We start from the raw sequence: 24,608 nt of genomic DNA on the forward strand, positions 1-24,608 counted from the left end.
CCTCGGCCGGCGCGGCGCTCGCGGCCCGCCGTCTCGCGGCCCGCCCGGCCCGCGGCCGGACCCCGCGCTCAGCCCTCGGGTCGCGCGAGCGGCGCGGCCTCGCCGGCCGTGCGGCGCACGACGACGTGCAGGACCGCCCCGGCGGCGAGCAGGCCACCCGCGAGCAGCCAGTGCTGCGGCTCCTGCTGCGTGAGCAGCACGAGGCAGGACGCGATCGCCAGGTACGGCATCACCGCCGGTGCCCGGAAGTGGTCGTGCTCCACGCGGTCCCGGCGCAGGACGAGGACCGCGACGTTGGTGCTGAGGAAGACGAAGAGGAGCAGCAGGACGACCGTGGACGCGAGGTCGACCAGCTCGCCCGTGAGCGCGAGCACGACGGCGACGGCGGTGGTGACCGCGATGGCGACACCGGGCGTGCGCCGGCCCGGCAGGACGCGCGCCAGGGGAGCGGGCAGCAGCCGGCGCGTCGCCATCCCGTACGCGAGTCGGCTCGCCATGATCATCGTGAGGAGGGCGCCGTTGGCGACGGCGACCAGCGCGATGACGGCGAAGACGCCGAGCGGGAGGTCGCCGAACGCGCGCACGACCTCGAGGAGCGGTCCGCTCGACGCAGCCAGGTCCTGAGGGGCGACGACCGCCGGGGCGACTGCGCCGACAGCCACGTACACGACGCCGGCGGCGAGGAGCGAGCCGAAGAGCGCGCGGGGGTACACCCGGCTCACGTCGCGCACCTCCTCCGCGAGGTTGGCCGACGTCTCGAACCCCACGAACGAGTAGAACGCCACGAGTGCGCTGGCGAGGACCGCGGCACCGACGCCCGTGCCCTCGGGGGCCTCGAGGAGCCGTGCCGGGTCTCCACCGCCCCGACCCAGCACGACGGCGCCCAGCACCACGACGAGCACGAGGCCGGACACCTCGACGACCGTCATGGCGAGGTTGGCCCGCAGCGACTCCTTGACGCCCCGCGCGTTGAGCGCCGCGACGAGGAGCAGGAAGACCACCGCGGCGGCCTGCGGCGGGACGGACAGGAACTCGCCCAGGTAGTCGCCGGCGAACGCCAGCGCCAGGCCTGCCGCGCTGACGACGCCCGCCGAGAGCATCGCGAACCCCACGAGGAAGGAGACGACGGGGCGACCGAAGGCGCGCTCCGCGAACACCGCCGACCCGCCCGCGTGCGGGTACTTGGTCACGAGCTCGGCGTAGGAGAACGCGGTGAGCAACGCCATCGCGAGGGCGAGGGCGAACGCGAGCCACGCGAAGCCGCCCGCCGACCCGGTCATCTCCCCGACGAGCGCGTAGACGCCCGCTCCCAGCACGTCGCCGAGGATGAACGCGAAGAGCATGGCGGGGGAGACGGCGCGACGCAGCGTGGGGCGCCCGGGGGAGCCCGTCGCGGCGTCCTGTGTCACGTGGCCGGAGCCTGCGGGCGGGGGAGTCGTCGCCATGCGCCGAGTATCGGTGCGTCAGCGGCCTGCCGCCCGTCGAACGGGGTCAGCGGGCGAGGCGCTCGACGACCGCTCCGAAGAGCCCGGGCAGGGCGCGCGAGACCGGCACGACGGCGCGTCGGGCCGGTGACCGCGCCCACGCGACGAGCCCCGTGGTCAGGACCCGGTAGTCACGCGTGTGACGCGCCCACGCGCGCTCGTACGCTCCGGCGTCCTCGAGGTGCACGATCGCGGCGTGCGCCTGGGCCAGACCCACCCGCAGGCCCTCGCCCGTCAGCGCGTCCACGTAGCCCGAGGCGTCGCCGACCAGGCGGATGCGCCCTCCGGTGCGACGCCGCGTGCGCTGGACGAGCGGCCCCGCCCCGCGCACGGGACCGGCTGCCTCACCGCCGGCGAGCCGACGGCTCAGCTCCGCGAAGCGCGCGAGGGTGCTCTCGTAGTCCATGCCGCGCGGACCGAGCAGGGCGATGCCGACGAGGTCGGGCCCGACGGGCGTCACGTAGGCCTCCGCGTCGGGCCCCCAGTGCACCTCCACGAGATCGGTCCACGGGGCGACCCGCACGTGACGGCGCAGGCCGTAGCGGCGGCGGTCCGGCCCCCCGGCGGCAGCGGGCGTCGTGCGTCCCGTCACGTCCAGGCCGGCGAGGCGCCGCACCGTCGAGTGCAGGCCGTCGCAGCCCAGCAGCCAGGTCGCCCGCACGCCGCCCGCCTCGACCGAGCCTGCGTCCTGCCGCAGGCTCGTCACGTGCGTGCGCACCGTCGTCGCGCCGAGCGCCGCCGCCCGCTCGCGCAGGGCCTCGTGCAGGACGGTGCGACGCACCCCGCGGCCGATGCCGGTCGCGAACCGGTGGTCGACGTGCCCGTTGACGTCACGGTAGGAGATGCCGGACAGGACGTGGCCCTGCGGGTCGACGCCGAGCCGGTGCAGAGCCGCGAGCGTGCCCGGCATGAGCCCCTCGCCGCAGGCCTTGTCGATGGTTCCGGCCCGCTGCTCGAGCACGACGACGGACAGGCCGGCCATGCGCGCCTCGATCGCTGCGGCCAGCCCGACCGGCCCGCCGCCGACGACGAGCACGTCGGCGTCGGGCGGACCGTGCGTCGCGGTCACCGGGCGGTCAGCGTCGCTCGTCGGTGCCGCTGGGGCTCGCGTCGGCGTCGACCGGTCCGGGGCTCGCCGCCGTCGCGTCCGCGAGCGCACGCTCCTCCGCGGGGATGCGGAAGGCGAGGAGCAGCACCGCGTTGAGGACCGTGAAGGTCAGCGCGGTGACCCACGCGGTGTGCACGAGCGGAAGGGCCAGCCCCTCGAGCGCGACGGCCACGTAGTTCGGGTGCCGCAGCCGCCCGTAGGGGCCGCGCGCGACCAGGGGCAGCCCGGGCACGACGATGACACGCGTGTTCCAGCGCGGCCCGAGGGAGGCGATGCACCACCAGCGCAGCGCCTGGCTCGCCAGGACCGCGGCGAGGGCCGGCCAGGCGAGGGCGGGGACGAACGGGCGCCCGGCGAGATGGACCTCCGCGACGCACGCGACGAGGAGGCCCGTGTGCAGCGCGACCATCGGGGGGAAGTGGCCACGGCCCGACTCGACGCCGCCGCGCGCGAACGACCACCGCGCGTTGCGGGCCGAGACGACGAGCTCGGCGAGGCGTTCGAGCGCCGTCGCGGCGACGAGAAGGTCGAAGAGCAGCAAGGACAGGTTCACGACGCCTCCCCGGTGCCGCCCGGCCACCGCAGGAGCACGAGCTCGGCGCTCACACCGGGCCCGAACGCCATGAGGACGCCGTCCCCGCCCGGCGCGGGCCCCTGCGCGATCGTCTGCGCGAGCACGTGGAGCACCGACGCCGACGACAGGTTCCCCACGGCGGCGAGCGACCGGCGGGACACGTCGAGCGCGGGCGCGTCGAGGTCCAGGCTCGCGGCGACGGCGTCCAGGATGCGTGGCCCGCCCGCGTGCACGACCCATGTGGCGACGTCGCGCGGCTTCAGGTCGTACGGCTCGAGGAGCGCGGCGACGTCGTCCGCCAGGTAGCGGGCGATGACGTCCGGCAGGCCGGCGGACAGGACGATCCGGAAGCCCGACGCCTCGACCTGCCAGCCCAGGTCCCCCTCCGTCCCCGGGTAGAGGTGGCTGCGCGTCGCGCGCACCTCGGGACCGGCCGGCGACGGGCCGTCCGGGTGCGGTGTGCCGGGCGTGCCGTGGCGGGGATGGGCCGCACCGACCATGACGACGGCCGCCGCGCCGTCGCCGAAGAGGCCGGTCGAGACCGCGTTCGCCATCGAGTCGTCGCCGCGCTGGAGCGTGAGGGAGCACAGCTCGACGGACACCAGGAGCGCGACGTCCGTGGGGTGGCCCACGAGGTAGTCGTGCACGCGCGCGATGCCCGCGGCGCCGCCGACGCACCCGAGCCCGAACGACGGCAGGCGCCGCACGTCGCGGCGCAGCCCGAGCCGACCGACGAGCAGCGCGTCGATCGACGGCGCGCTCACGCCCGTGACGGACGTGAACAGCACGAAGTCCACGTCGGCGGGCGCGAGACCCGCGGCGTGGAGCGCGTCGGTGCACGCCTGCGCGGCGAGGTCCGTGCCCAGCCGGACGAACAGGTCGTTGACCCGGCCGAACTCCCCGAGGCCCGCGTACTCGTCGAGGGGCAGGACGAGATGGCGCGTCTCGACCCCGCTCGCGCGGTGCAGCCGGTCCATGGCGGCCACGCGCGCGGCCGCGCGTGGACCGTCGCCGGCCAGGAGCGGGCCGAGGGCCGCGGTGATCTCGCGCTGGGAGTGCACGTGGGGCGGCAGTGCGGGGGCGACGGCCAGCACACGCGACACTGACGCATCGTGCCACGGTCGCGTCCCGGCGGCCCCCGATGGGACGCCGGCGCGGTCCGCGCTAGCGTGTCGCCGCATGGCCCCGGCGACCGCGCGACCCGGCACGTCGCACCCGCCTGCGCCCGGCCGTGCGTCCGTCGGGCCCGTCGCGCGGGGGCTCGTCCGCGCGTGCCACCCGGGCCCCACCGCGGTCGTCACAGCACTCGCCACCGCCCTCGCGGCCGGCCTCGGCGCCCCCGTCACCACGGTGCTCGCGGTCGCGGGCGCGGTCCTCGCGGGCCAGCTCTCCATCGGGTGGTCCAACGACTGGCTCGACGCGGAGCGGGACGCGCTCGTCGAGCGCGTCGGCAAGCCCGTCGTCCAGGGCCTCGTCAGCGCGGCAGGCCTGCGCCTGGCCGCGGGCCTCGCCCTCGCGGTGTGCACCGTGCTCTCCCTCGCGACGGGCGTGGTCCCCGGCGTCGTGCACGTGCTTGCCGTCCTGAGCGGGTGGTCGTACAACGTCGCGCTCAAGCGGACGGCCCTGTCGTGGCTGCCGTACGCCGTCTCGTTCGGGCTCCTCCCGGCCTTCGTCGTGCTCGCGCTCCCCGGGCGGCCCGCGCCCGCCGCCTGGGCCCTCGTCGCAGGTGCCCTGCTGGGCACCGGTGCGCACGTCGCCAACGTGCTGCCCGACCTCGAGGACGACCACCGCACGGGGGTGCACGGCCTGCCCCACCGGCTCGGCCGGCGCGGATCGAGCGTCGTCGCGCCCGTGGTGCTCGTGTCCGCGGTGGCCGTCGTGCTCCTCGGCGCGGCCGACGGCGGGGGACCGAGCCCGTGGGCCGTCGCGGTCGGCGTCGGTGCCGGGGCGCTCGCGGCCGGCGCCGGCGTGGTGGGCGTCGTCCGGCCGAGCAGCAGGCTGCCGTTCCGGCTCAGCATGGCCGTCGCGGCCCTGTGCGTCGGTCTGCTCGTCGCCTCGGCTGACCGGCTCACCCCGCGCTGACCCTGCCCGCCCGGTGCCTGGCGACCCGCTCGTCCGCCCAGGTGACGACGGTCTCAAGGAACAGGTGCCGCGGGACGTCGTCGGACAGCGAGAGGTCGTGGATGCCGTCGGGCACACGCACGAGCGTCACGTCGGTGCCCAGAAGCGGCGCGCGGGCCGCGATCTGCCGTACGTCGAGCACGGTGTCCTGCCGGTCGAGCCGCGGGTTGTCCAGGTGGTTCGGGCCGCTCTCCTGCGCCGCGCACACGAGCACGGGCGCCGTGATGCCGAGCCCGCGGGCGAGGCGGGCCTGCCCTCGCCGGACCGCCCTGAGCCAGCCCGCGCGCACCGGGAAGCCCTCCGGCGGCTTCAGGCTCAGGTCGTAGGACCAGCGCCCCCCGTGGTCCACGTGCAGGTGGTGGGAGTAGGCGGAGGCGCCGTCGGCCACGACCCGCATCGGGTCGAGCGGACCGACCGCGTCGAGCACGCGGGTCGAGACCACGCGCTGGAACCATCGCGCGTTGAGGTCGAACCAGGGACTGTTCAGGACGAGCCCGTCGACGACGCCCGCGGCCCGCAGGGAGTGCGCCCACAGGCTCGCCGTGAGTCCGCCTGTCGAGTGGGCCATCACGACGAGCGTCCGATGCCCCAGGCCGACCCGGACGAGCCGGGCCGCCGCGTTCAGGTCCGGTGCGTACTCGCTCAGCTCGGTCACGTAGTGCGGCACTTGGCCGGGACGCAGCGAACGCCCGCACCGGCGCAGGTCCACGGCGTGGAACCGGTAGCCGGCCGCCTCCCACGCCGCCGCCAGGTGCGTCTGGAAGAAGTAGTCGTTGAAGCCGTGCACGTACAGCACGGCCGGTGCGTCCGGGTCCAGGGCGGCCGGTGCGTCACGGCGTACGGCGCTCGTCGTCCGTCGCGCGACCGTCGCGACGAGCGGACCGCCGTCGTCGTCGCGGCCGAGGTCGAGCGTGAGCTGCTCCCAGTCGTGACCCAGCAGGTCCGGGCCCCAGGCGGCGGCGCTCATGCCCGGACGGCGGGCCGTCCGCCGGCACGGATCGGGACGAGGAGCCCCAGGCCCACGGCGAGCACCCCCAGGATGCCGAGGATGCCCCAGTGCTGGGAGCCGCCGACGGCGATCGAGGTCGAGAACGCGAAGGGCGCCAGGAAGCTCGCGGCCCGGCCGGTCGTCGCGTACAGGCCGAAGATCTCGCTCTCGCGCCCGGCGGGGATGACGCGCGCGAGCAGCGTCCTGCTCGCCGACTGCGCGGGGCCGACGAAGAGGCACAGGAGGAGGCCGAACACCCAGAAGGCCGTGGCCCCCGCGTCGTGCAGCACGAAGACGGCGACACCGGCGACGAGCAGCCCGACGAGCGACACCACGATGATCGCCTTGGGCCCGACCCGGTCGTCGACGTGGCCCGCCACGATCGTCGCGACGCCCGCGACGACGTTCGCGGCGATGGCGAACACGATGACCTCGCTCGCCGAGAACCCGAACGTCCCCGAGGCGATCACGGCGCCGAACGTGAAGATGCCCGCGAGGCCGTCGCGGTAGACCGCGCTCGCGACGAGGAACGTCAGGATGCTGCGCCCGTCGCGCCACAGCGTGGCGACGTCGCGGAACAGCTGGCGGTAGGACGCGAGCACGCCGAGCCGGGCCCGGGCAGCGCTCGCGGGCACCTCGGGCACGGCGACGAGCACCGGGATCGCGAACACCGCGAACCAGACCGCCGAGACGAGCACGGCGGCCCGGACGTCGAGGCCGTCGGCGTCGCTCACGCCGAACCAGCCGACCTCCGGGTTGATGAACCCGACGAAGAGGATGAGGAGCAGCACGATTCCGCCGAGGTACCCGGCGCCCCACCCGAGCCCGCTGATGCGGCCGACGTTGTGCGGGGTCGAGACCTGCGCGAGCGTCGCGTTGTAGTTCACGGCCGCGAGCTCGAAGAAGATGTTGCCCGCGGAGAGCAGGAAGATGCCCAGGAGCAGGTTCTGCGTGAGGTTCGCGGGGTCGGGCGTGACGAAGAACATGGCCGCGCTGATCAGGACGGTGATCGCGGTGTGCACGCCGAGCCACCGGCGGCGCCTGCCGTGGTCGTCCGAGCGTGCGCCCGCGACGGGTGCGAGGAGCGCGATCAGCAGGCCCGCGGCCGTGAGGCCCCAGCCGAGCCACGCCGAGTGGTCGGCGACCACCGCGTCGAGCAGGCGGGTCGCCTGGCCACCCGCGTCACCCTCGGCCTCGGCCGCGGCCACGACCGACGGGTCGATGAACGCCTCGGAGGTGAGCCACCGCGTGAAGACGAACGTCGTGATGACCGCGTTGAAGGCCGCCGACCCCCAGTCCCACAAGGCCCACGAGACGACCTGGGTGCGTGTGATGGGGCGCTGCGGCCGGGCGCTCTCCTGGAGCGCGACGGCGTCGTCGTGTGTCACGCGCGCATCGTAGGCCTGCCCGGTCGTCGTCCGGTGAAGCGCGGGTTAACGCACGGCGCCGTGCCGGACGGCGCCGGTGGTGCCGCGGCAGCCCGTCCCCGCTATCGGGGGATCAGCCGCGCACCGTGACGCGGATCTCGTGCCACCCCGTGGCCCCGTCGGGCACGACGGGCGCCTCGTCGCCGGTCTGGCTGCCCTCGGGGTCGGCCGCGCGGACGCGGATCACGTGCTCGCCCGGCTCCGCGTCCCACGTCCAGGACCACTGCCGCCACGTGTCGACGCTGATCTCGTCCGCCAGGGTCGCGGCGACCCACGGGCCGGTGTCGACCTGGACCTCGACGCCGACCACGCCGCGGTGCTGCGCCCATGCCGTGCCGCCGACAGCGACCTCACCCGCGGGCAGCGTCGCGCCGGTGCGCGGTACCTCGATGCGCGAGGACGTCTTGACCGGGCCCTGCGGGGACCACCCCCGCACGGTCCAGTACGCGTCCTGGTCGGCGAACCGGGTCACCTCGAGATCGGTCACCCACTTGGTCGCCGAGACGTAGCCGTAGAGACCCGGCACGACCATCCGCACGGGGAAGCCGTGCTCGAGCGGCAGGGGGGCGCCGTTCATCCCGACGGCGAGCAGGGCGTCGCGGTCGTCGGTCAGGACCTCGAGCGGGGTCGACGCCGTGAACCCGTCGACGCTCGTGGAGAGCACCATGTCCGCGTCCGGGCGGGGCACGGCCCGGGCCAGGAGCTCGCGCACCGGCAGGCCCAGCCAGAGGGCGTTCCCGACGAGGTCGCCGCCGACGGGGTTGGACACGCAGGCGAGCGTGACGTGCGCCTCGACGAGGTCCGAGGCGAGCAGCTCGTCGAACGTCAGCGTGACCTCGCGCTCGACGAGCCCGTGCACGCGGAGCTCCCACGTGGCGGGGTCCACGCGCGGAACCGTGAGCGCGGTGTCGATCCGGTAGAAGTCGTCGTTGCGCGTCACGACGTCGACGACGCCGTCGACCGGGGCCTGCGCGCCCGCGGGCACGGGCGCGGCGGAGCGCCTCGGCCGGGGGAGCAGGATCCGGTCGCGTGCAGCGACCGCGACGCGTCCCACGCCGTTCACGGTGGCCGCCGCCACGCCGCCGACCGCCGCCAGGACCGTGACGAGCGTCGCCGCGCGGAGGAACGCACGGCGGTCGGGCAGGGCAGACGCGGGGGAGCGCGTGAGGTCGGCCTCGTGCTCGTCAGCGCCTGTCTGCCCGCCGGCGTCGCCGGCCTCGTCACGGTGGGCGTGCTCCGGGGCGACCGGGCCGGGGCCGGCGCGCGCGACGAGCCGGTTGAGGGCCACGGCGCCTGCCGCCGCCCCGACGAGGCTGGGGAGCGCTGCGAGGGCTGGCGCGTCCGCGCGGGTGGCCGCCGCGACCGCGCCGACGGCCCCGAGCGCCAGGACGAGCGCCGTGCCGAGGGGGCCGCTGCGCCGGGCCGCCAGGCCGGTGGCCGCCGCCACGACCGCGAGCACGAGGAGGATGCCCACGACGAGCGCGGTCTTGTCGTGCACGCCGAACGCGGCGATCGCGGCGTCCTTGAGCCACGCCGGCGTGGCGTCGACGAAGGCCGAGCCCACGGCGTTCACGGGTGACGAGCCGGGCCCGACGACGGCTGCCGCGAGCTCGGCGACGGCGAGCGTGAGGGCGGCGCTGACCCCGCCCGCGGCAGCCGCCCAGGACCGCGGCCCGGCGCCCGTCGCCCCGGCGGCCGGGTGCCGGGCAGCGGGACCCTGGCGGTCGCTCACCGGCGCGGGCGTCGGGGGTGTCGGCTCCATCGACCGAGCCTGACGTGTGCGCGCTCTCCTGTCACCCCCCCCGAGGTGCACCGGCCACGGGTGGTGTCGGTGGTCGGGTGCACGATGCCGGGGTGGAGGACTGGACGGGTGACAGGGCGGCACGGCGGTTCCTGCCCGCGGACCGCGTCCCCGCGCGTTCCCCCCGCGGTGGCGAGCGCCGGGTGGGGTTCGTGCGGGACGTGGCGCTTCGGGGCTGGGCGGGCGCGACGTGGGGGTACGACGCCGTGCTGGAGTGCTACTGGGTCGAGCTCAAGCACGGACCCGGGGACGTCGGGACGACCGGCAGCGATCGGACGACGGGCAGGGACCGGACGCCGGGCAGGGACCGGACGCCGGAGGTCGCCGGGCCGACCGGGCGCGCCGGGGCCACGGAGTCGCGGTGGACGGGTGGGGAGGGGTCTCACGTGGGGCAGGAGGGGGCCGTCGTCCGGATCGGGCCCGAGCACCTCATCACCACGGTGACGGGGCTCGCACGTGCGCTCGCGGAGGCGGCAGGGCTGGATGACGTGGAGGCGTACCTGGCACTCACCGCCTGACCTGGCGGTGGGCTCAGGGGGTGAGCGGGCCTGCCGGGAGGACGCGGAGCACGGCAGCCATCGTGTGCTCCTGGCCGGGCTCGAGCCGGACGGCGTCGGCGCCGACGTTGCAGGTCTCGACGCAGACCATGCGCGTCCACTCGTCGTCAGCGAGGTCAGCGAGCGCTGCCGCCCGCTCGGACCAGGGGTTCCACACGACGGTGCTGCGCGAGCCCTCCTTCGCCACGCTCACGGTGTGCGGGACACCCTCGCCGGTCACCGCGGTGGTCGCCGTGGTCCCGCCGTAGATGCGGTCGGTCTCCGCGGTGAACTCGATCGGTGCGCCCTGGCCGGGGTGCGCGCCGGTGCCCCGGTCGACGTACGGCTGGTCCTCGAGCCCCTCGACCCTGACCGCGCGCACGTCCGTCACGGCGAGGTAGGTGTGCAGAGCGGCCTCGACCGACACCGGGACGTCGTCCGTGTTCACCACGGAGAGTGCCAGGCGGAGCTCACGCCCGACGGTGACGGTGTACGTGGCCGAGAACCGGTGCGGCCACGCCGAGGACCGGGTCGTCTCGTCGTCCGTGAGCCGGAACGTGAGCACCACGTCGTCCGCCGGGTGCTGTGCGTCGACGAGCCGCCACGGCACCCGCCGCGCGAACCCGTGGGCCGGTGCGCCCTCGACGGCGGGGTGCGCGCCGAACCACGGGAAGCAGATCGGCACACCGCCCCGGATCGGCACGCCGGGCAGGAACGCGCTGCGCTCGCTCATGAACAGGACGGGCTCACGGCCCGCGGGCGTCCACCGCGTCACGTGCGCGCCCTGCAGGTGGACCTCTGCCGTCGCGACAGGGCTCTCGACCCGCAGGACCTCGAGGCCACCCGGCCCGGTCTCGAGGCGGACCGCGCCGGGCAGCGCCGGGCTGTCGGGGCGAACAGGCATCGTGCGGTCCTCTCGTCATGGCTCGTCGTCACGGCTCGCTGAGGGCGGGACGGCCGCCGGGAGCGCGGGAACCCTCGCGGCGGGCGGGGTGCGGCACCCGACGCTACCGGGCCGCGCGGCTGCGGTGCTGAGGGCCCGCCGCGCGCTCCCGGCGGGCCGGACGTACGGTCGAGGACGACACGAAGGGAGACCACCATGGGTGCGGACGACAAGGCGAAGAACATGGCCGAGGACCTCGGGGGCAAGGTCAAGGAGGCCGCCGGCGAGGTGACCGGTGACCGTGACCTCGCGGCCGAGGGCAAGGCGGACCAGTCGAAGGCCGACCTGAAGCAGGCCGGCGAGAAGGTCAAGGACGCGTTCCGCGGCTGACCGGAGCGGACGGGGGCTCGGTGCCGGGACGTCTCGGCGTCGGCCCCCGTCGTCGCGCCTGGCGCTAGACGGCTCGGCCCGGAGCCTGGACGTGGGAGTCGCGGCTGCGCGGCGCGTCCCACGACGTCTGCCCGACCCGGCGCACCGCGTGGAAGGGCGCGATCTCGGTGTCGAGCACGTGCTGGGCGTGCGGCTGCGCCGCCTCGAGGCGCGCGACGACGGCGGGGGCCACGTCGCGGTACTCGTACGCGGCCCAGGCGCTCCCGCTGGGTGAGCGGAAGCGGACGGTCAGCTGGTGGCTGACCGCGTCGTACGAGGTCGATCGGAGGAAGAGCACACCGTCACGATCGGCCACGGGCCCGACGAGGTCATAGGACCTCTGGCACGGATGCGGGTGAACAACGTGCGCTTGTGCGGTGCCGCCTCCCGGGCCGGGGAGCCTGCCGCTCGGCGACCGCCGACAGACGTGGGCCCGCGCCGCTACCGTCGGCACCATGAACGGTCGTCCTCTGCCCCAGGTCTTCCTCGGCATCCTCATCGTCGCCGCCGGCGTGGTCGCGCTGCTCGGCCAGCTCGGGCTCGTGGAGGTGAGCCTCGGCGAGATCATCTCGGACTGGTGGCCCATGGTGATCGTCGCGGTCGGGCTCGCAGCGCTGATCTCCGTCCCGCGGGCCTGGCTCGGCCCGACGCTCGTCCTCCTCGTCGGCGCGCTCCTGCAGCTCTCCGAGCTGGACCTCGTCGACATCGACCTGTGGGGCTTCATCTGGCCGATCGCGATCATCCTCGTCGGCCTGTCCCTCCTCACGCGCATGGGGACGCGCGGCGAGGACGACGAGGTCGTGAACTCCGCGGTGGTCTGGTGGGGCTCGCAACGCCGAACGACGTCGCAGCGCTTCCGCGGCGGCAGCCTCACGGCGATCATGGGCGGCATCGAGGTGGACCTGCGCGGTGCGGGCATCGTCGATCGCGCGGAGGTCGCCGTCTTCACGTGGTGGGGCGGGGTGGAGATCAAGGTGCCACCGACCTGGCGCGTGGAGGTCTCGGGGCTGCCGGTGCTCGGTGGCTGGGACGACAAGACGGCCCACACGGCCGGGCCGGACGCGCCGGTCCTCGTCGTGCACGTCACGGCGATCATGGGTGGCCTCGAGATCAAGAACTGACCCGTCGGGGTGTGCGCGTCGCCCCCCGGCGCGCGGACCGAGGGCTGGGCCCCCGCGGCGGCACCCGCCGGGCGTCGCTAGGCTCGTCCCAGGTGCGCCGGGAAGTCTGGTCGGCAACGTCGTCGCCGTACCCGGAACCGGAGCCGCCCTCATGTCAGCACCCGCACCGCACACGCACCAGCCTCGCGCCCGGCGTCTCTTCCGGCCCTCGTGGGCGGAGGCCGGCCGTGTCGCGGACATCCTGCGCAAGGAGACCATCGGCGGTGCGCTGCTCATGGCCGGCGCGGTCGTCGCGCTCGTGTGGGCCAACTCGCCCTGGGGGGAGAGCTACGAGGCGCTCCGCGCGTTCACCGTCGGGCCCGAGGCGCTGCACCTCGACCTGAGCCTGGCCACGTGGGCCGCCGACGGCCTCCTGGCGATCTTCTTCTTCGTCGCCGGCCTCGAGCTCAAGCGGGAGTTCGTCGCAGGCGACCTCCGTGACGTGCGCCGCGCCGCCGTGCCGATCAGTGCGGCGGCGGGTGGCGTCCTCGTCCCGGCCCTGCTCTTCGTGCTCGTCAACCGGGGGACGGGCGACGGTGCGCTCGCCGGCTGGGCGATCCCCACGGCGACCGACATCGCCTTCGCGCTCGCCGTGCTCGCCGTGATCGGCCGTCACCTGCCCACGGCGCTGCGGACGTTCCTGCTCACGCTCGCCGTCGTCGACGACCTCATGGCCATCGTGATCATCGCGCTGTTCTACACGGACCACCTCGCGGCGCAGTGGCTTGCGCTCGCGCTCGTCCCGCTCGCGGCCTTCACGGTGCTCGTGCAGCGTCGTGTGCGGTCCTGGTGGCTCCTGCTCCCGCTGGCCGCGACGGTGTGGGCGCTCGTCCACGCGTCCGGAGTGCACGCGACCGTCGCGGGTGTGCTCCTTGCGTTCGCGGTCCCCGTGGTGCGCAGCGAGGGCGCGGGCGGCCCTGCGGCGGGTCCGGGCCTCGCGGAGCACTTCGAGCACCGGTTCCGGCCGCTCTCCGCCGGGGTCGCGGTCCCCGTCTTCGCACTCATGTCCGCCGGGGTCGCGGTAGGCGGGGCGGGCGGGCTGGTGGACGCGCTGACCGACCCCGTCGCCGTCGGGATCCTCGTCGGCCTGGTGCTCGGCAAGCCCCTCGGGATCTTCGGTGCGACGTGGCTCGTCGCACGCTTCACCCGCGCCAGGCTCGACGAGGGGCTCGCCTGGGTCGACGTGCTCGGCCTCGCGATCCTCGCGGGCATCGGGTTCACGGTCTCGCTGCTCATCGGCGAGCTCGCGTTCGGCCTCGGCAGCGAGCGCGACGACCACGTCAAGGTGGCCGTGCTCGCGGGCTCCCTGACGGCGGCGGTCCTCGCGACGATCGTGCTCCGGGTGCGGGACCGGGCGTACCGGCGGCTCCAGGAGGCCGAGGCGGTCGACAGCGACCGTGACGGCGTCCCGGACGTGTACCAGACGGACTGACGCGAGGCGCGGCACGATGCCGCCGCAGGCGGAGACCCGCGAGGGCGCCGACCAGGGGAAGGCGCTCCTCGCCGGTCGCCTCACGGCCCCGCGCGGCGCACCCTGCGCCGGCGCGGGCGCGCCCCGGGCTGCAGGATCCGCGTCCGGGACGCACCCTGGTGGGGTGCAGCAACGGCGACCAGGGCCTGAGGGGGCGCAGTGAGGCAAGTCCAGATCCGCTTCCGGGCCGACGCCGGGCACCTGCGACGCAGCCGCCGGTGGGTCGTCGAGGAGGCCGCGCGCCGGGGAGCCACGCCCGCGACGCAGCGGGTGCTCGAGCTCCTGACGAGCGAGGTCGTGACCAACGCGGTCAAGTACGGGCCGCCCGGTGGCGAGGTCGTGGTGTCGGTCCAGCGCGTCGAGGACGACGTGCTGGTCGTCGTGAGGGACGAGTGCCCCGACCCGCCCGTCGTACGCCGGGCGAGCGCGCGGCGTGCCGGTGGGCACGGCGTCCGGCTCGTCGACCAGCTCTCCCGCGAGTGGGGGGTCCACAGGCACCCGAGCGACGGCAAGTCCGTGTGGTTCCGGCTGCCGCTGAGGCCCGTTCCGACATCCGTCCCCGCCTGACACGCGTTCCGCGCGGCCCCGCGCACGCCGCACGGGTAGGGTGTTGTCGCCTGGCCGACCTGTGCGCCGCCCAGCGCGCCCGTCCTGAGCCCCTCGGTTCCGCTGACGCCGGCCGCGGGCAGCCCATCCGTCGGCGGGCGGTAGGCGTCGCCCGACAGGACGCCAGAGCTCGTGCCGCGCATCGCGGCACCTCCGAACCGGAAGCGTGGACCCATGCCCGCAGCACGACCCAAGACCCTGTCCGCCCCGCCGGCCCTCGCACGTGGCGCCATGCGCATCACGCCGCTGGGCGGCCTGGGCGAGATCGGCCGCAACATGACCGTCTTCGAGCAGGACGGGAAGCTGCTCGTCGTCGACTGCGGCGTCCTGTTCCCCGAGGACCACCAGCCGGGGATCGACGTGATCCTCCCCGACTTCACCTCGATCAGGGACCGCCTGGCGGACGTCGTCGGCATCGTGCTCACGCACGGCCACGAGGACCACATCGGTGGGGTCCCCTACCTGCTGCGCGAGCGCGCCGACATCCCCGTGATCGGCTCGCAGCTCACGCTCGCGTTCATCGAGGCGAAGCTCAAGGAGCACCGCATCACTCCCGTGACGGTGCACGTCGAGGCCGGGGACGTCCACCGGGCCGGCCCGTTCGGGCTCGAGTTCGCGGCCGTCAACCACTCGATCCCCGACGGCCTCGCGGTGGCGATCCGGACGACTGCGGGACTCGTGCTCAACACGGGCGACTTCAAGATGGACCAGTTCCCGCTCGACGACCGCATCACCGACCTGCGCGCGTTCGCGCGCTTCGGTGAGGAGGGCGTCGACCTGTTCATGACGGACTCGACGAACGCCGAGGTCCCGGGCTTCACGACGTCGGAGCGCGAGCTCGCGCCGGCGATCGACCAGGTCTTCGCGACGTCGCCCCGCCGCATCATCGTGTCGAGCTTCGCGAGCCACGTGCACCGCATCCAGCAGGTGCTCGACGCCGCGCACGCGCACGGGCGCAAGGTCGCGTTCGTCGGTCGCTCGATGGTCCGGAACATGGGGATCGCACGGGACCTGGGCTACCTGACCATCCCGCGCGGCCTCGTGGTCGACTTCAAGAAGCTCGAGTCGATGCCGGACGACAAGGTCACGCTGATCTGCACGGGGTCGCAGGGCGAGCCGCTCGCAGCGCTCGCGCGCATGGCCAACGGCGACCACCAGATCCAGGTCGGCGACGGGGACACCGTCCTCCTCGCGAGCTCGCTCATCCCCGGCAACGAGAGCGCGATCTACGGGATCATCAACAAGCTCACGGACCTGGGCGCCAACGTCGTGCACAAGGGCAACGCCAAGGTCCACGTCTCCGGTCACGCGAGCGCGGGCGAGCTCGTCTACTGCTACAACATCGTGCGGCCGCGCAACGTGCTCCCGATCCACGGCGAGTCGAAGCACCTGCGTGCCAACGCGGCGCTGGCGATCCGCACGGGCGTCGACCCGGCGGGCGTCGTCCTCGCGAAGGACGGCTACACGATCGACCTCGTCAACGGGCGGGCCACGATCAGCGGCAGGGTCCCGGCGGCCATGGTGTACGTCGACGGGCAGACCGTGGGCCGCGCCACCGAGGAGACCCTCGAGGAGCGTGTGCGGCTCCGCGAGAGCGGCGTCGTGACGGTGCTCGCCCTCATCGACCCGGCGACCAACGCGCTCGCCGAGCCGCTCGAGTTCGTCACCCGCGGGTTCGTCCGCGACGACCGGACGTTCGACGGCGCCGCGGCCGAGGTCGAGAAGGCCCTCGCGGCCGCCACCCCGGCGCAGGTCGCTGACCTCGAAGCCGTCGAGGGGCTCATCGCGGGCGCGGTCAGCCGCTACCTGCGGCGCGTGCTCCGGCGTGAGCCCGTCGTGATCGCCGTGGTCGTCGACGCCTGAGAGCCGCGATGCTCGGCACCTGAGGGTGCAGCGACCTGACGAGTGAGGCCCGGCGCATCAGCGCCGGGCCTCACTCGTCAGGGTGTCAGCCCTCGGTCTCGCGTGGAGCCGGGACGCCCGTGAGCAGGCCACGGACCTCGGTCTCGCTGTAGCGGCGGTGGCCGCCGAGGGTGCGAACCGCCGAGAGCTTGCCGGCCTGCGCCCAGCGGGTGACCGTCTTCGGGTCGACCCGGAAGAGGTTCGCGACCTCGGCGGGGGTGAGGAGCTGTTCGGTCGGCTCCAGGTGATGGGGCCGAGCGGGGAGGCGAGTCGCCATGATGCATCCGTCCTTCGGTGAGCCCGGCAGACCCCCCCAGGGGTCCCGGTGCCTTTGCGCCCCCACCTCGCGATGGGTTTGCCCTTGTCGATGACTCTCGTAGTTTCACCCGGATTGACCGTTTTAGCCAGGGGACTTCCGTCCTATATGCCCCAGGTCGCGCCTCGCCGGCTCAGGCGGAGCGCAACGCCTCGGTCACCCGCACGCGGCCACCCATGCGCAGGAGGGACCGCTCGTAGATGCGGGCGCCGAGCGCGATGACCAGGACCGTGGAGACGGCCAGGACGCCCAGGGCGAGCAGCGGCTCCCACCACGCCGCCTCGCCCAGGAAGAGCCGCACGGGCATCGCCACGGGCGCGCTGAACGGCACGTACGACGCGATGGTCAGCACGAGCGGGTTGTCGTTGAAGAACACGACGAGGAAGTACGGCGCCATCGTGACCATCATCACGGGCGTGAGCACCGGGCCCGTGTCCTCGATCCTCGAGACGAGCGACGCGCTGGAGGCGAAGATCGCGGCGAGCAGGACGAACCCGACGAGGAAGAACAGCACGAACCACACCACGGGCATGCTCAGCATCCCGAGCAGCTCGTCCTGACCGGTCACCACCATGCCGACGACCGCCACCGCGGCGATCGCCGCCGTCTGCCCGAGGGCGAGCACGCTGTTGCCGAGGATCTTCCCGGCGAGCAGCCCCCGGGCGGGCACGGCCGACAGGAGGATCTCGACGATGCGCGACTGCTTCTCCTGGACGGTGTTCTGCGCGATCGTCGAGCCGAACGTCATCGCCGACATCATGAAGATGAGGCCGAACCCGAGCGAGACCAGGTAGCGCACCTCGAACGGCGTCTCCGGCTCCTCGAGCAGCTCGACCGGTGGCGTCACGGAGAGCGCCCCGAGCACGTCGGACGGGGCGCTCGTGCGCCCGACGACCGTGAACCCGAGCACGTTGTCGGGGTCGTCGTCGGGCAGGATCGCCGCCTCGACCTCCTCGGACCGCACGAGCTCGCGCGCGGCCTCGGCGTCGGCGGCGTCCACGGGGTCGAGCGCGTCGACGCCGTCGACGACCTCGGCGCTCGCCGCGACCACGGCGACCTTGGTGCCGGCGTCGTCCTGGCCCGGCAGGACCCCGCCGAGGATGATCGCGATCAGCACGGCGAGCAGCAGGACGCCCGACGAGATGAGGAAGGACTTGCTGCGGACCTGCGCGAGGATCTCGCGCTCCGCGACCATGAGGACGGTGGCGGCCTGGCTCGGGGTGGCCGGCCGGTCGGTCGTGGTGCTCATCGCACGGGCTCCTTCTCGAGGTCTGCGGGGCGGGTGCGCTCGTCGGCCGTGTCCTGCTCGGAGGGGACCTCGTCGCGGACGATGTCGCGGAAGATCTCGGCGAGCGTGGGGCGCACCGGGCCGAACGCGCTCACGTCGGCGTGGTCGAGCGCGGTGCGCAGCACGCGCTGCGCGGTCGCGGCGTCGGCGTCGAAGAGCGCGTACCCGCCGTCGAAGGCCACGACGCTCACGTCGGGCTCGGACCGCAGCCAGCCCATGTCCCCGGCCGAGGTGATCTCGTAACGCGGCTCCGCGAACTGGTCGCGCAGCTGCTCACGCGGCCCGGCCGCGCGGATGCGTCCCTCCGCGATCACGACGACGTCGTCGCACAGACGCTCGACGACGTCCAGCTGGTGCGAGGAGAACAGGACCGGGACGCCTCGGGCGGCACGCTCGGCGAGGACGCCCACCACCACGTCGACGGCCATCGGGTCGAGGCCCGAGAACGGCTCGTCGAGGATCAGCACCTCGGGGTCGTGCACGAGCGCGGCGGCGATCTGCGCGCGCTGCTGGTTGCCGAGCGAGAGCTCCTCGACCGCGTCGTTCGCGCGCTGGGCGAGACCGAGCCGCTCGAGCAGGTCGTCGGCACGGGCCGCCGCGGCACCGCGGTCGTACCCGTGCAGCCGCGCGAGGTACGCGAGCTGCTCGCGCACCCGCATCTTGGGGTAGAGGCCGCGCTCCTCGGGCATGTAGCCGAACCGGCGGCGGCCCTCGTCGCCCAGCGGTGCCCCGTCGAGGGTGACCGTGCCGCTGTCGGCGGCGAGCACCCCGAGGACGATCCGCATGGTCGTGGTCTTGCCCGCGCCGTTCCCGCCGACGAACCCGGTGAGCCGGCCGCGCTGGACCGTGAACCCGACGTCGTCGAGCACGAGTCGGTCCCCGAAGGAACGATGGACGCCTTCGAGCTGAAGCATGTGTCTCCCGTCGTCGATGCTGACGACGTCCACGCTAGGGAGGGGAGCACCCGCTCCACCTCCCGCGCGGGGCTGAACGTGGGCCTCCACCCCGGGGTGGAGACGCGCGTGGTCAGTCCCGGGTCAGCCTGGGGGGGAAGCCGGGGTCAGCCCCAGGCCAGCGCCGGGTCAACCCCGGGCTGGCGCCGGGTCAACCCCGGGCTGGCGCCGGTCAACCCCGGGCTGGCGCCGGTCAACCCCGGGCTGGCGCCGGTCAACCCCGCCCGACCAGGCCGTGCTCGAACGCGTACACGACGGCCTGGACGCGGTCGCGCAGCGCGAGCTTCATCAGCAGGTTGGACACGTGCGTCTTGACGGTCGCGCGCCCGAGCACGAGCTCCGCCGCGATCTCGTCGTTCGACAGCCCGCGCGCCACGAGGCGGAGCACCTCCAGCTCGCGCTCCGTCAGGAGGCTGAGACCCAGCGGCCCGGGGGCGCCCGACGGGTCCGGTGGGCCCGCGGGACCCCGGCCGGCGCCCGGGGCCCCGACGGCGGCCGGCCCTCCCGCGGCCCCCACGGCCCGGGCGATGACGGCACGCGTGACCTCCGGGGCGAGGAGCGCGTCACCCGCGGCCAACGAGAGCACCGCGTCGATGAGCTGCTCGGGCCGCGAGTTCTTGAGCAGGAAGCCTGCGGCACCCGCGAGCAGCGCCTGGACGAGGTAGTCCTCGCGGTTGAACGTCGTGAGGATGAGGACGGCGGCCCGCACCGTCGGGTCGGCGACGACCAGGCGCGTGGCCTCGAGCCCGTCCATGTCCGGCATCTGCACGTCCATGCAGATGACGTCCGGCTGCAGCGTCCTGGCCAGCTCGACGGCCTCCCGCCCCGTCCCCGCCTCGCCGACGACCGTGATCTCGCGCCTGCTGTCGAGGATGGTCCCGATGCCGGCCCGCAGCAGCGCCTGGTCGTCCACGAGGAGGACGCGCACGGGCGCCTCCTGCGTCGTCGGCACGACGGCGCTCACGACCGTGCCCCGGCGTGCGCGAGCGGGACGGTCGCGCGCACGAGGAACCCGCCGCGGCTGCGGGGCCCGACCTCGAGGGAGCCGCCGTCCGCCGCGACACGCTCACGCATCCCGACGAGGCCGAGCCCACCCGAGCCGGGCTGCCGGGAGCGCAGCGGGCCCACGCCGTCGTCCGCGATCTCGAGCTCGACGGCCCCGGGGACGTAGCGCAGGCGGACGTCGGCGCGTGCGTCGGGCCCACCGTGCTTGCGCGTGTTCGTGAGCGCCTCCTGGGTGATCCGGTACATGTTGAGCGACACCAGCGGGGGGAGCCGCACCGGCTCGCCCACCACCTGGAACGTCGCCGCCTGACCCGTCTCGGCGCAGCGCGCCACGAGGGCCGGGATCTGGTCGACCGTCAGGGAGCCCACGGGGTCGCCCGGCGCGGCCGGCTGGCCCGCCCCGCCCGCGGTCCTGGCCGCGGAGACCGCGTACGCCCCGCCGTCGGGCAGGTCCCACGACTCGACGTCCCGCAGGGTCCCGAGCACCCCGTGGAGCTCGTGCACGGCCTCCCGCGCCGACTCCTCGACGCCCTCGAGGGCGGCGGCCGCACGGGCGGGGTCCATGCCCAGCACCGTGCGGGCCGCGGCGGCCTGCACGCCCATCATCGACACGTGGTGCGCGACGGCGTCGTGCAGCTCGCGCGCGAGTCTGAGCCTCTCGATCGCGACCGCCTGCCGCTCGACGAGCTGGCGCTCGAGCTGGAGCTGCCGGCCACGCCAGGCGGTGCGTGCACGCTCGCGCGCCGACGCCCACGAGTGGTCACCGAAGTAGTAGGCGCCCGCGAAGTACAGGATGTTGGTGAGCACCTGGATGAGCAGGAACGCGACGAGGGGCGAGAACGCGCCGGCACGGGAGATGCCCGGCATCGAGTCCGGGTCCGTCACGGCGATGAAGACGGTCGCGAGCAGCCACACGAACATGCCGACGACGACGACCAGGCGCACCCAGGTCGCGCGGCGCCGGTCGGGGTCCCACGCACCCACCGTGTAGAGCGCCACGAAGAGCGCGATGTTGGCGAAGAGCGTCTCGGGGACCTGGAGGACGCCCGAGGCGACGAAGGCGACCGACGTGAGCAGCACGACGGCGCTGGGCCACCGGCGGCGCCAGGCCAGCGGGGCCGTGACCGCGAGGAGGCACAGGACCGACGCCCAGGGGGCCGCGGGGTCGTCGTAGATCCCCGCGGTCGTCGTGAGCACGAGGCTCAGCAGGGCCCCGACGAGCAGACCACCGGCAAGCAGGGCGTCGGCACGGCGCTCGTCCGGGCCGAGCGGTGCGCGTCGCCACCCGGGGGCGTCCGGGTCGGCGACGGGCGCCACCGCCGTCACGGCGGGCTCGGTGGGCGGCGTCGACGCGGGCTCCGCCGCGCGGCCGTCACGGTCGCCCGTGCGTCCGGCGTCAGAAGGGTTCGGCGTGCGTTCCACGGCCACACCGTAACGGCCCGCGCACCGCGCACGGGTCGAGGCGTCGCCCGACGGGGGAGCATGCGCCGGCAACGCGCCGCCGGGCCGTCGCGCCTGGCGCGCGTCAGCCGGGGGCCACCTCGCCGGGACCGCGGGTGCACTCCTCGACGAGCTCGAGCACGTGCCGGTAGGGCATCCCCGTCGCGCGCGCCATGCCGATCTCGCACGGCCGGTTGTGCGACGCGCACGCGTCGAAGGCCCCACCCGCGAGCTCGGCGGCCTGCTGCGCCGTCGCGCCCGCGGTGAGCTCGGGGTGGAGCATGCCCCGGTCGCCCGCGAACCCGCAGCACGACCAGGACGACGGGACCGTCACGGCGTCCGCGACCTCCCCGGCGAGCGCGAGCAGGTCCGCGGTCGCACCCAGGTGCTCACCCGAGCAGGTGGGGTGCACCGCGAGCGACCCGAGCCTGTCGTGCACGGTCAGCCGCGGCATGACGCTCTCCCGGACGAACGTCACGGCGTCCACGACGCGCAGGCTCCGGTGGCGACGCAGCTCCTCGCCCGTGAGCACGGCACCGATCTCGACCAGCCCGAGGCTGCACGAGGCAGCCTCCGACACGACGGGCAGACGCCCCTCGTCCGAGGCCGCCCACAGCGCGGCTGCGGTGCGGCGGGCCATCGAGACGAAGCCGTCCTCGAGCCCCTTCGACCGCCACGGCGTCCCGCAGCACAGCCCCGCGATGCCGTCGGGCACCGCGACGGGCACCCCGGCGCGACGGCACAGGGTCAGGAAGGCGGCGGTCGCACCCGTGCCGTCCGCCGCGGGACCGAAGAGGGCGTCGATGCACGCGGGGAAGAACACCGCGACGGCGTCGTCGGGCCGGTCGGGCGCCGGGCGGCGCGGCCCCGGCCCGGGGAGGTCCGACCCGAGGGCAGGTATCCACTCGTCGCCCAGGACCGCACGCGCCGCGCGCGAGCCCGTCCCGAGGACCGCGTCGGGCAGGGCTGCGGCGACGCCCAGACCCGAGCGCAGCCCGGTCACCGTGGGCCCCCAGTGGTCGGCCACGAACCGCCCTGCACGCTGGGACGCGGGCCCACGCCGCGCGGCCCGGTGGCCCTTCATGACGGCGCCCGTGTCGATCCCGACGGGGCACGCGAGGGTGCACAGCGAGTCCGCGGCGCACGTGTCGACGGCGTCGTGCCCGAACCGCCCGCGCAGCGCGGCCGACCGCACCGCGTCACCAGCGGCGTCCGCCCCGGCGATCTCCCGCATGAGCACGATCCGCTGGCGGGGCGTCGTGGTGACGTCCCGCGACGGGCACACGGGCTCGCAGTAGCCGCACTCGACGCACGCGTCGACCGCAGGGTCGACCGACACCGACGGCTTGAGGTGGCGCAGGTGCGCGTCCGGGTCGTCCTCGAGGAGGACCCCGGGGGCCAGCACGCCGTGCGGGTCGCACAGGTCCTTGACGGTGCGCATGACCGCGTGGAGGGCGTCGCCGAACTGGCGGCGGACGTAGGGCGCCATGATCCGGCCGGTGCCGTGCTCGGCCTTGAGCGAGCCGTCGGCCGCCAGGACGAGGTCGACGAGGTCCTCCGTGAACGCCGCGTACCGGGCGACCTCTGCGGCGTCGTCGAGCCGCGGAGTGATCATGAAGTGGAGGTTGCCGTGCAGCGCGTGACCGAAGATCACCGCGTCGGCGTAGCCGTGCCGCTCGAGCGTCTCCACGAGTCGCCGCGTCGTGGTCGTGAGTGCCGCCGGGGGGACGACGACGTCCTCGAGGAGCGCGGTCGAGCCCTCGGGCCGCGTGCCCGCCACCGCCGTGTACAGGCCCTTGCGCAGGCGCCACAGGGCCGCGCGCTCGACCGGGTCGCTCGTGAACGCGGCGGGCACCGTCAGCGCGAGCGCCCCGAGGGCCGTCGACGCCCGGGCCCGGAGCTCCTCGAGCCCGGACGCCGTCGCCGACTGGAGCTCGACGAGGAGCGCGGTGTGCTGGTCGACCTCGAGGCGCGCGAGCTCGGGCAGGTCGTGCGCGAGGCCCTGGATGGTCCGCAGCGACGCCGGGTCCATGAGCTCGACGGTCTCCGCGCCAGCCGCCCGGAGGGGCTCGACGGCCGCGGTCGCCTCGGGCAGCGACCCGAGGACGAGGAGGGCCGTGGCGACGTGGGGCTGCACCGCCACGGTGCGCAGGACGACGTCGCCGACGAACGCGAGGGTGCCCTCGGACCCGACGAGCAGGTGGCTCAGGATCTCGACCGGCGTGTCGTGGTCGAGGAACGCGTTGAGGCCGTAGCCCATCGTGTTCTTCATCGAGTACTGGTGCCGGATGCGCTCGACGGCCTCGGCGTCGGCGCGCAGCGAGTCGCGCAGCTCGCCGAGCCCTGCCCACAGGCGTGGCTCGAGCGCGGCGAGGCGCGCGTCGGCGTCCGGCTCGGCCGTGTCGACGACCGTGCCCGACGGCAGGACGAACGTCAGCGACTCGAGCGTCCGGTACGCGTTGCGCTCGGTCCCGCACGTCATCCCGGACGAGTTGTTCGCGACGACGCCGCCCACGGTGCACGCGGCCTCGCTCGCCGGGTCCGGGCCCAGCCGGGTCCCGTGACGCCGCAGCGCCGCGTTGACGTGCCTGACGGTCGCCCCGGGCCCGGACCGCACCCTGGCGCCCCCGTCGAGGACCCGCACGTCCCGGAACGCGCGTCGGGTGTCGACGAGGAGACCCTCGCCGCCGGCCTGCCCCGACAGGCTCGTCCCGCCCGACCGGAAGGTCACGGGCACGCCGCGCCGGTGGGCGACCTGGAGGAGCCGGGCGACGTGCGCGGTGTCGCGTGCGACGACGCGCGCGGACGGCTGAAGCAGGTAGTGCGACGCGTCGTGCGCGATCGCCGCGAGGTCCCAGGGGTGGGTGCTCAGCTCGCCGTCGCGGCACTCGGCCTCGAACGCCGCGAGCGCGTCGGGAGGCAGCAGGGCGGTGACGGTTCCGGGGTTCGGCTGCATGGGTCTCCTGACGGGAGCGAGGTGCCGGGACGTCGGCGCGCTGCCCGGGCCTCCAGGTGCGGCGCGACGGCCTCGTCGGTCCGTGCGATTGAACCCGGCGAGCCGGCCGCAGTCCAGCCGTGCGCCACGCAGGTGCCCGACGTCGACCGCACCCTCCCGC

At 74.8% G+C, this 24,608-nt stretch carries 22 protein-coding genes and 1 riboswitch; of the genes, 7 read left to right on the forward strand and 15 right to left on the reverse strand.

Translation table 11 applies throughout. The features are described 5' to 3' along the window. Positions 1 to 68: 68 nt before the first annotated feature. The 4 genes from FZ988_RS05515 to FZ988_RS05530 are packed head-to-tail and all read right to left on the reverse strand — an operon-like array spanning position 69 to position 4,269. A complete protein-coding gene (locus FZ988_RS05515) occupies positions 69 to 1,445 on the reverse strand; it encodes an APC family permease (RefSeq protein ID WP_149202975.1) in 1,377 nt (458 codons plus the stop codon). A 46-nt stretch (positions 1,446 to 1,491) separates the two neighbouring features. Beyond that, positions 1,492 to 2,553: an NAD(P)/FAD-dependent oxidoreductase gene (locus FZ988_RS05520; protein ID WP_188078976.1), complete on the reverse strand. Its 1,062-nt coding sequence runs from the start codon at positions 2,551 to 2,553 to the stop codon at positions 1,492 to 1,494. 7 nt (positions 2,554 to 2,560) lie between these two features. Next, the gene (locus tag FZ988_RS05525) at positions 2,561 to 3,139 is read right to left on the reverse strand and encodes an isoprenylcysteine carboxyl methyltransferase family protein (RefSeq protein WP_246169260.1); all 579 of its coding nucleotides are present in this window, start codon (positions 3,137 to 3,139) and stop codon (positions 2,561 to 2,563) included. Between the two features lie 2 nt (positions 3,140 to 3,141). Continuing rightward, positions 3,142 to 4,269 (reverse strand): type III polyketide synthase, encoded by a 1,128-nt coding sequence (locus FZ988_RS05530; RefSeq protein WP_149202976.1) that lies wholly within the window; start codon positions 4,267 to 4,269, stop codon positions 3,142 to 3,144. Positions 4,270 to 4,345: 76 nt separating this feature from the next. Between FZ988_RS05530 and FZ988_RS05535 the strand changes: the two genes are divergently transcribed. Then, a complete protein-coding gene (locus FZ988_RS05535; RefSeq protein ID WP_149202977.1) occupies positions 4,346 to 5,248 on the forward strand; it encodes a UbiA family prenyltransferase in 903 nt (300 codons plus the stop codon). Here FZ988_RS05535 and FZ988_RS05540 read toward each other — a convergent pair. The 3 genes from FZ988_RS05540 to FZ988_RS05550 form a co-directional block, all read right to left on the reverse strand. After that, on the reverse strand, positions 5,235 to 6,254 hold the full coding sequence (locus FZ988_RS05540; protein WP_149202978.1) for an alpha/beta hydrolase: 1,020 nt from the start codon (positions 6,252 to 6,254) through the stop codon (positions 5,235 to 5,237). The genes FZ988_RS05535 and FZ988_RS05540 overlap by 14 nt on opposite strands. Then, positions 6,251 to 7,663, reverse strand: a complete 1,413-nt coding sequence (locus tag FZ988_RS05545) for an MFS transporter (protein ID WP_149202979.1) — start codon at positions 7,661 to 7,663, stop codon at positions 6,251 to 6,253. The genes FZ988_RS05540 and FZ988_RS05545 overlap by 4 nt, the downstream gene beginning before the upstream one ends. A 112-nt stretch (positions 7,664 to 7,775) precedes the next feature. Continuing rightward, positions 7,776 to 9,464 carry a molybdopterin-dependent oxidoreductase gene (locus FZ988_RS05550; RefSeq protein WP_149202980.1) on the reverse strand — a complete coding sequence of 563 codons (1,689 nt, stop codon included), beginning with the start codon at positions 9,462 to 9,464 and terminating at the stop codon, positions 7,776 to 7,778. A 92-nt stretch (positions 9,465 to 9,556) separates the two neighbouring features. Between FZ988_RS05550 and FZ988_RS05555 the strand changes: the two genes are divergently transcribed. Continuing rightward, positions 9,557 to 10,021: a hypothetical protein gene (locus FZ988_RS05555; RefSeq protein WP_149202981.1), complete on the forward strand. Its 465-nt coding sequence runs from the start codon at positions 9,557 to 9,559 to the stop codon at positions 10,019 to 10,021. Between the two features lie 13 nt (positions 10,022 to 10,034). Here FZ988_RS05555 and FZ988_RS05560 read toward each other — a convergent pair whose 3' ends face one another. Beyond that, positions 10,035 to 10,943 (reverse strand): D-hexose-6-phosphate mutarotase, encoded by a 909-nt coding sequence (locus FZ988_RS05560; RefSeq protein ID WP_149202982.1) that lies wholly within the window; start codon positions 10,941 to 10,943, stop codon positions 10,035 to 10,037. Between the two features lie 195 nt (positions 10,944 to 11,138). Here FZ988_RS05560 and FZ988_RS05565 point away from each other — a divergent pair, with 195 nt between their 5' ends. Next, positions 11,139 to 11,312 (forward strand): CsbD family protein, encoded by a 174-nt coding sequence (locus tag FZ988_RS05565; protein WP_149202983.1) that lies wholly within the window; start codon positions 11,139 to 11,141, stop codon positions 11,310 to 11,312. A gap of 64 nt (positions 11,313 to 11,376) precedes the next feature. Here the strand turns inward: FZ988_RS05565 and FZ988_RS05570 are convergent, their stop codons facing one another. Then, entirely contained in the window at positions 11,377 to 11,649 is a 273-nt protein-coding gene (locus FZ988_RS05570) for a KTSC domain-containing protein (protein WP_149202984.1), read from the reverse strand. Between the two features lie 157 nt (positions 11,650 to 11,806). Between FZ988_RS05570 and FZ988_RS05575 the strand changes: the two genes are divergently transcribed. The 4 genes from FZ988_RS05575 (at position 11,807) to FZ988_RS05590 (ending at position 16,451) form a co-directional block, all read left to right on the forward strand. Next, positions 11,807 to 12,472 (forward strand): LiaF transmembrane domain-containing protein, encoded by a 666-nt coding sequence (locus FZ988_RS05575; RefSeq protein ID WP_149202985.1) that lies wholly within the window; start codon positions 11,807 to 11,809, stop codon positions 12,470 to 12,472. Between the two features lie 151 nt (positions 12,473 to 12,623). Continuing rightward, positions 12,624 to 13,943, forward strand: coding sequence for a Na+/H+ antiporter NhaA (nhaA, locus tag FZ988_RS05580; protein ID WP_149202986.1), 1,320 nt, complete (start codon positions 12,624 to 12,626; stop codon positions 13,941 to 13,943). Between the two features lie 198 nt (positions 13,944 to 14,141). Continuing rightward, positions 14,142 to 14,549: an ATP-binding protein gene (locus FZ988_RS05585; RefSeq protein WP_149202987.1), complete on the forward strand. Its 408-nt coding sequence runs from the start codon at positions 14,142 to 14,144 to the stop codon at positions 14,547 to 14,549. A 213-nt stretch (positions 14,550 to 14,762) separates the two neighbouring features. Beyond that, positions 14,763 to 16,451 (forward strand): ribonuclease J, encoded by a 1,689-nt coding sequence (locus FZ988_RS05590; protein ID WP_149202988.1) that lies wholly within the window; start codon positions 14,763 to 14,765, stop codon positions 16,449 to 16,451. Positions 16,452 to 16,536: 85 nt separating this feature from the next. On the opposite strand, the gene FZ988_RS05595 is transcribed toward FZ988_RS05590, so the two are convergent. From FZ988_RS05595 to FZ988_RS05620, 6 genes are all read right to left on the reverse strand, one after another. Beyond that, positions 16,537 to 16,767 (reverse strand): BldC family transcriptional regulator, encoded by a 231-nt coding sequence (locus FZ988_RS05595; protein WP_149202989.1) that lies wholly within the window; start codon positions 16,765 to 16,767, stop codon positions 16,537 to 16,539. Between the two features lie 13 nt (positions 16,768 to 16,780). After that, positions 16,781 to 16,860: riboswitch (cyclic di-GMP riboswitch) on the reverse strand. 79 nt (positions 16,861 to 16,939) lie between these two features. Continuing rightward, the gene (locus FZ988_RS05600; protein WP_149202990.1) at positions 16,940 to 18,055 is read right to left on the reverse strand and encodes an ABC transporter permease; all 1,116 of its coding nucleotides are present in this window, start codon (positions 18,053 to 18,055) and stop codon (positions 16,940 to 16,942) included. Beyond that, positions 18,052 to 19,008: an ABC transporter ATP-binding protein gene (locus tag FZ988_RS05605; RefSeq protein ID WP_149203109.1), complete on the reverse strand. Its 957-nt coding sequence runs from the start codon at positions 19,006 to 19,008 to the stop codon at positions 18,052 to 18,054. Before FZ988_RS05605 ends, FZ988_RS05600 begins: the two co-directional genes overlap by 4 nt. A 253-nt stretch (positions 19,009 to 19,261) precedes the next feature. Then, positions 19,262 to 20,011: a response regulator gene (locus FZ988_RS05610; RefSeq protein ID WP_246169231.1), complete on the reverse strand. Its 750-nt coding sequence runs from the start codon at positions 20,009 to 20,011 to the stop codon at positions 19,262 to 19,264. Next, entirely contained in the window at positions 20,008 to 21,474 is a 1,467-nt protein-coding gene (locus tag FZ988_RS05615; protein WP_246169232.1) for a sensor histidine kinase, read from the reverse strand. Before FZ988_RS05615 ends, FZ988_RS05610 begins: the two co-directional genes overlap by 4 nt. A 103-nt stretch (positions 21,475 to 21,577) precedes the next feature. Beyond that, positions 21,578 to 24,448, reverse strand: a complete 2,871-nt coding sequence (locus tag FZ988_RS05620; protein ID WP_149202991.1) for an FAD-binding and (Fe-S)-binding domain-containing protein — start codon at positions 24,446 to 24,448, stop codon at positions 21,578 to 21,580. Between the last annotated feature and the right edge of the window lie 160 nt (positions 24,449 to 24,608).

This window comes from Actinotalea subterranea (genome assembly GCF_008364845.1).
Taxonomy (GTDB): domain Bacteria; phylum Actinomycetota; class Actinomycetes; order Actinomycetales; family Cellulomonadaceae; genus Actinotalea; species Actinotalea subterranea.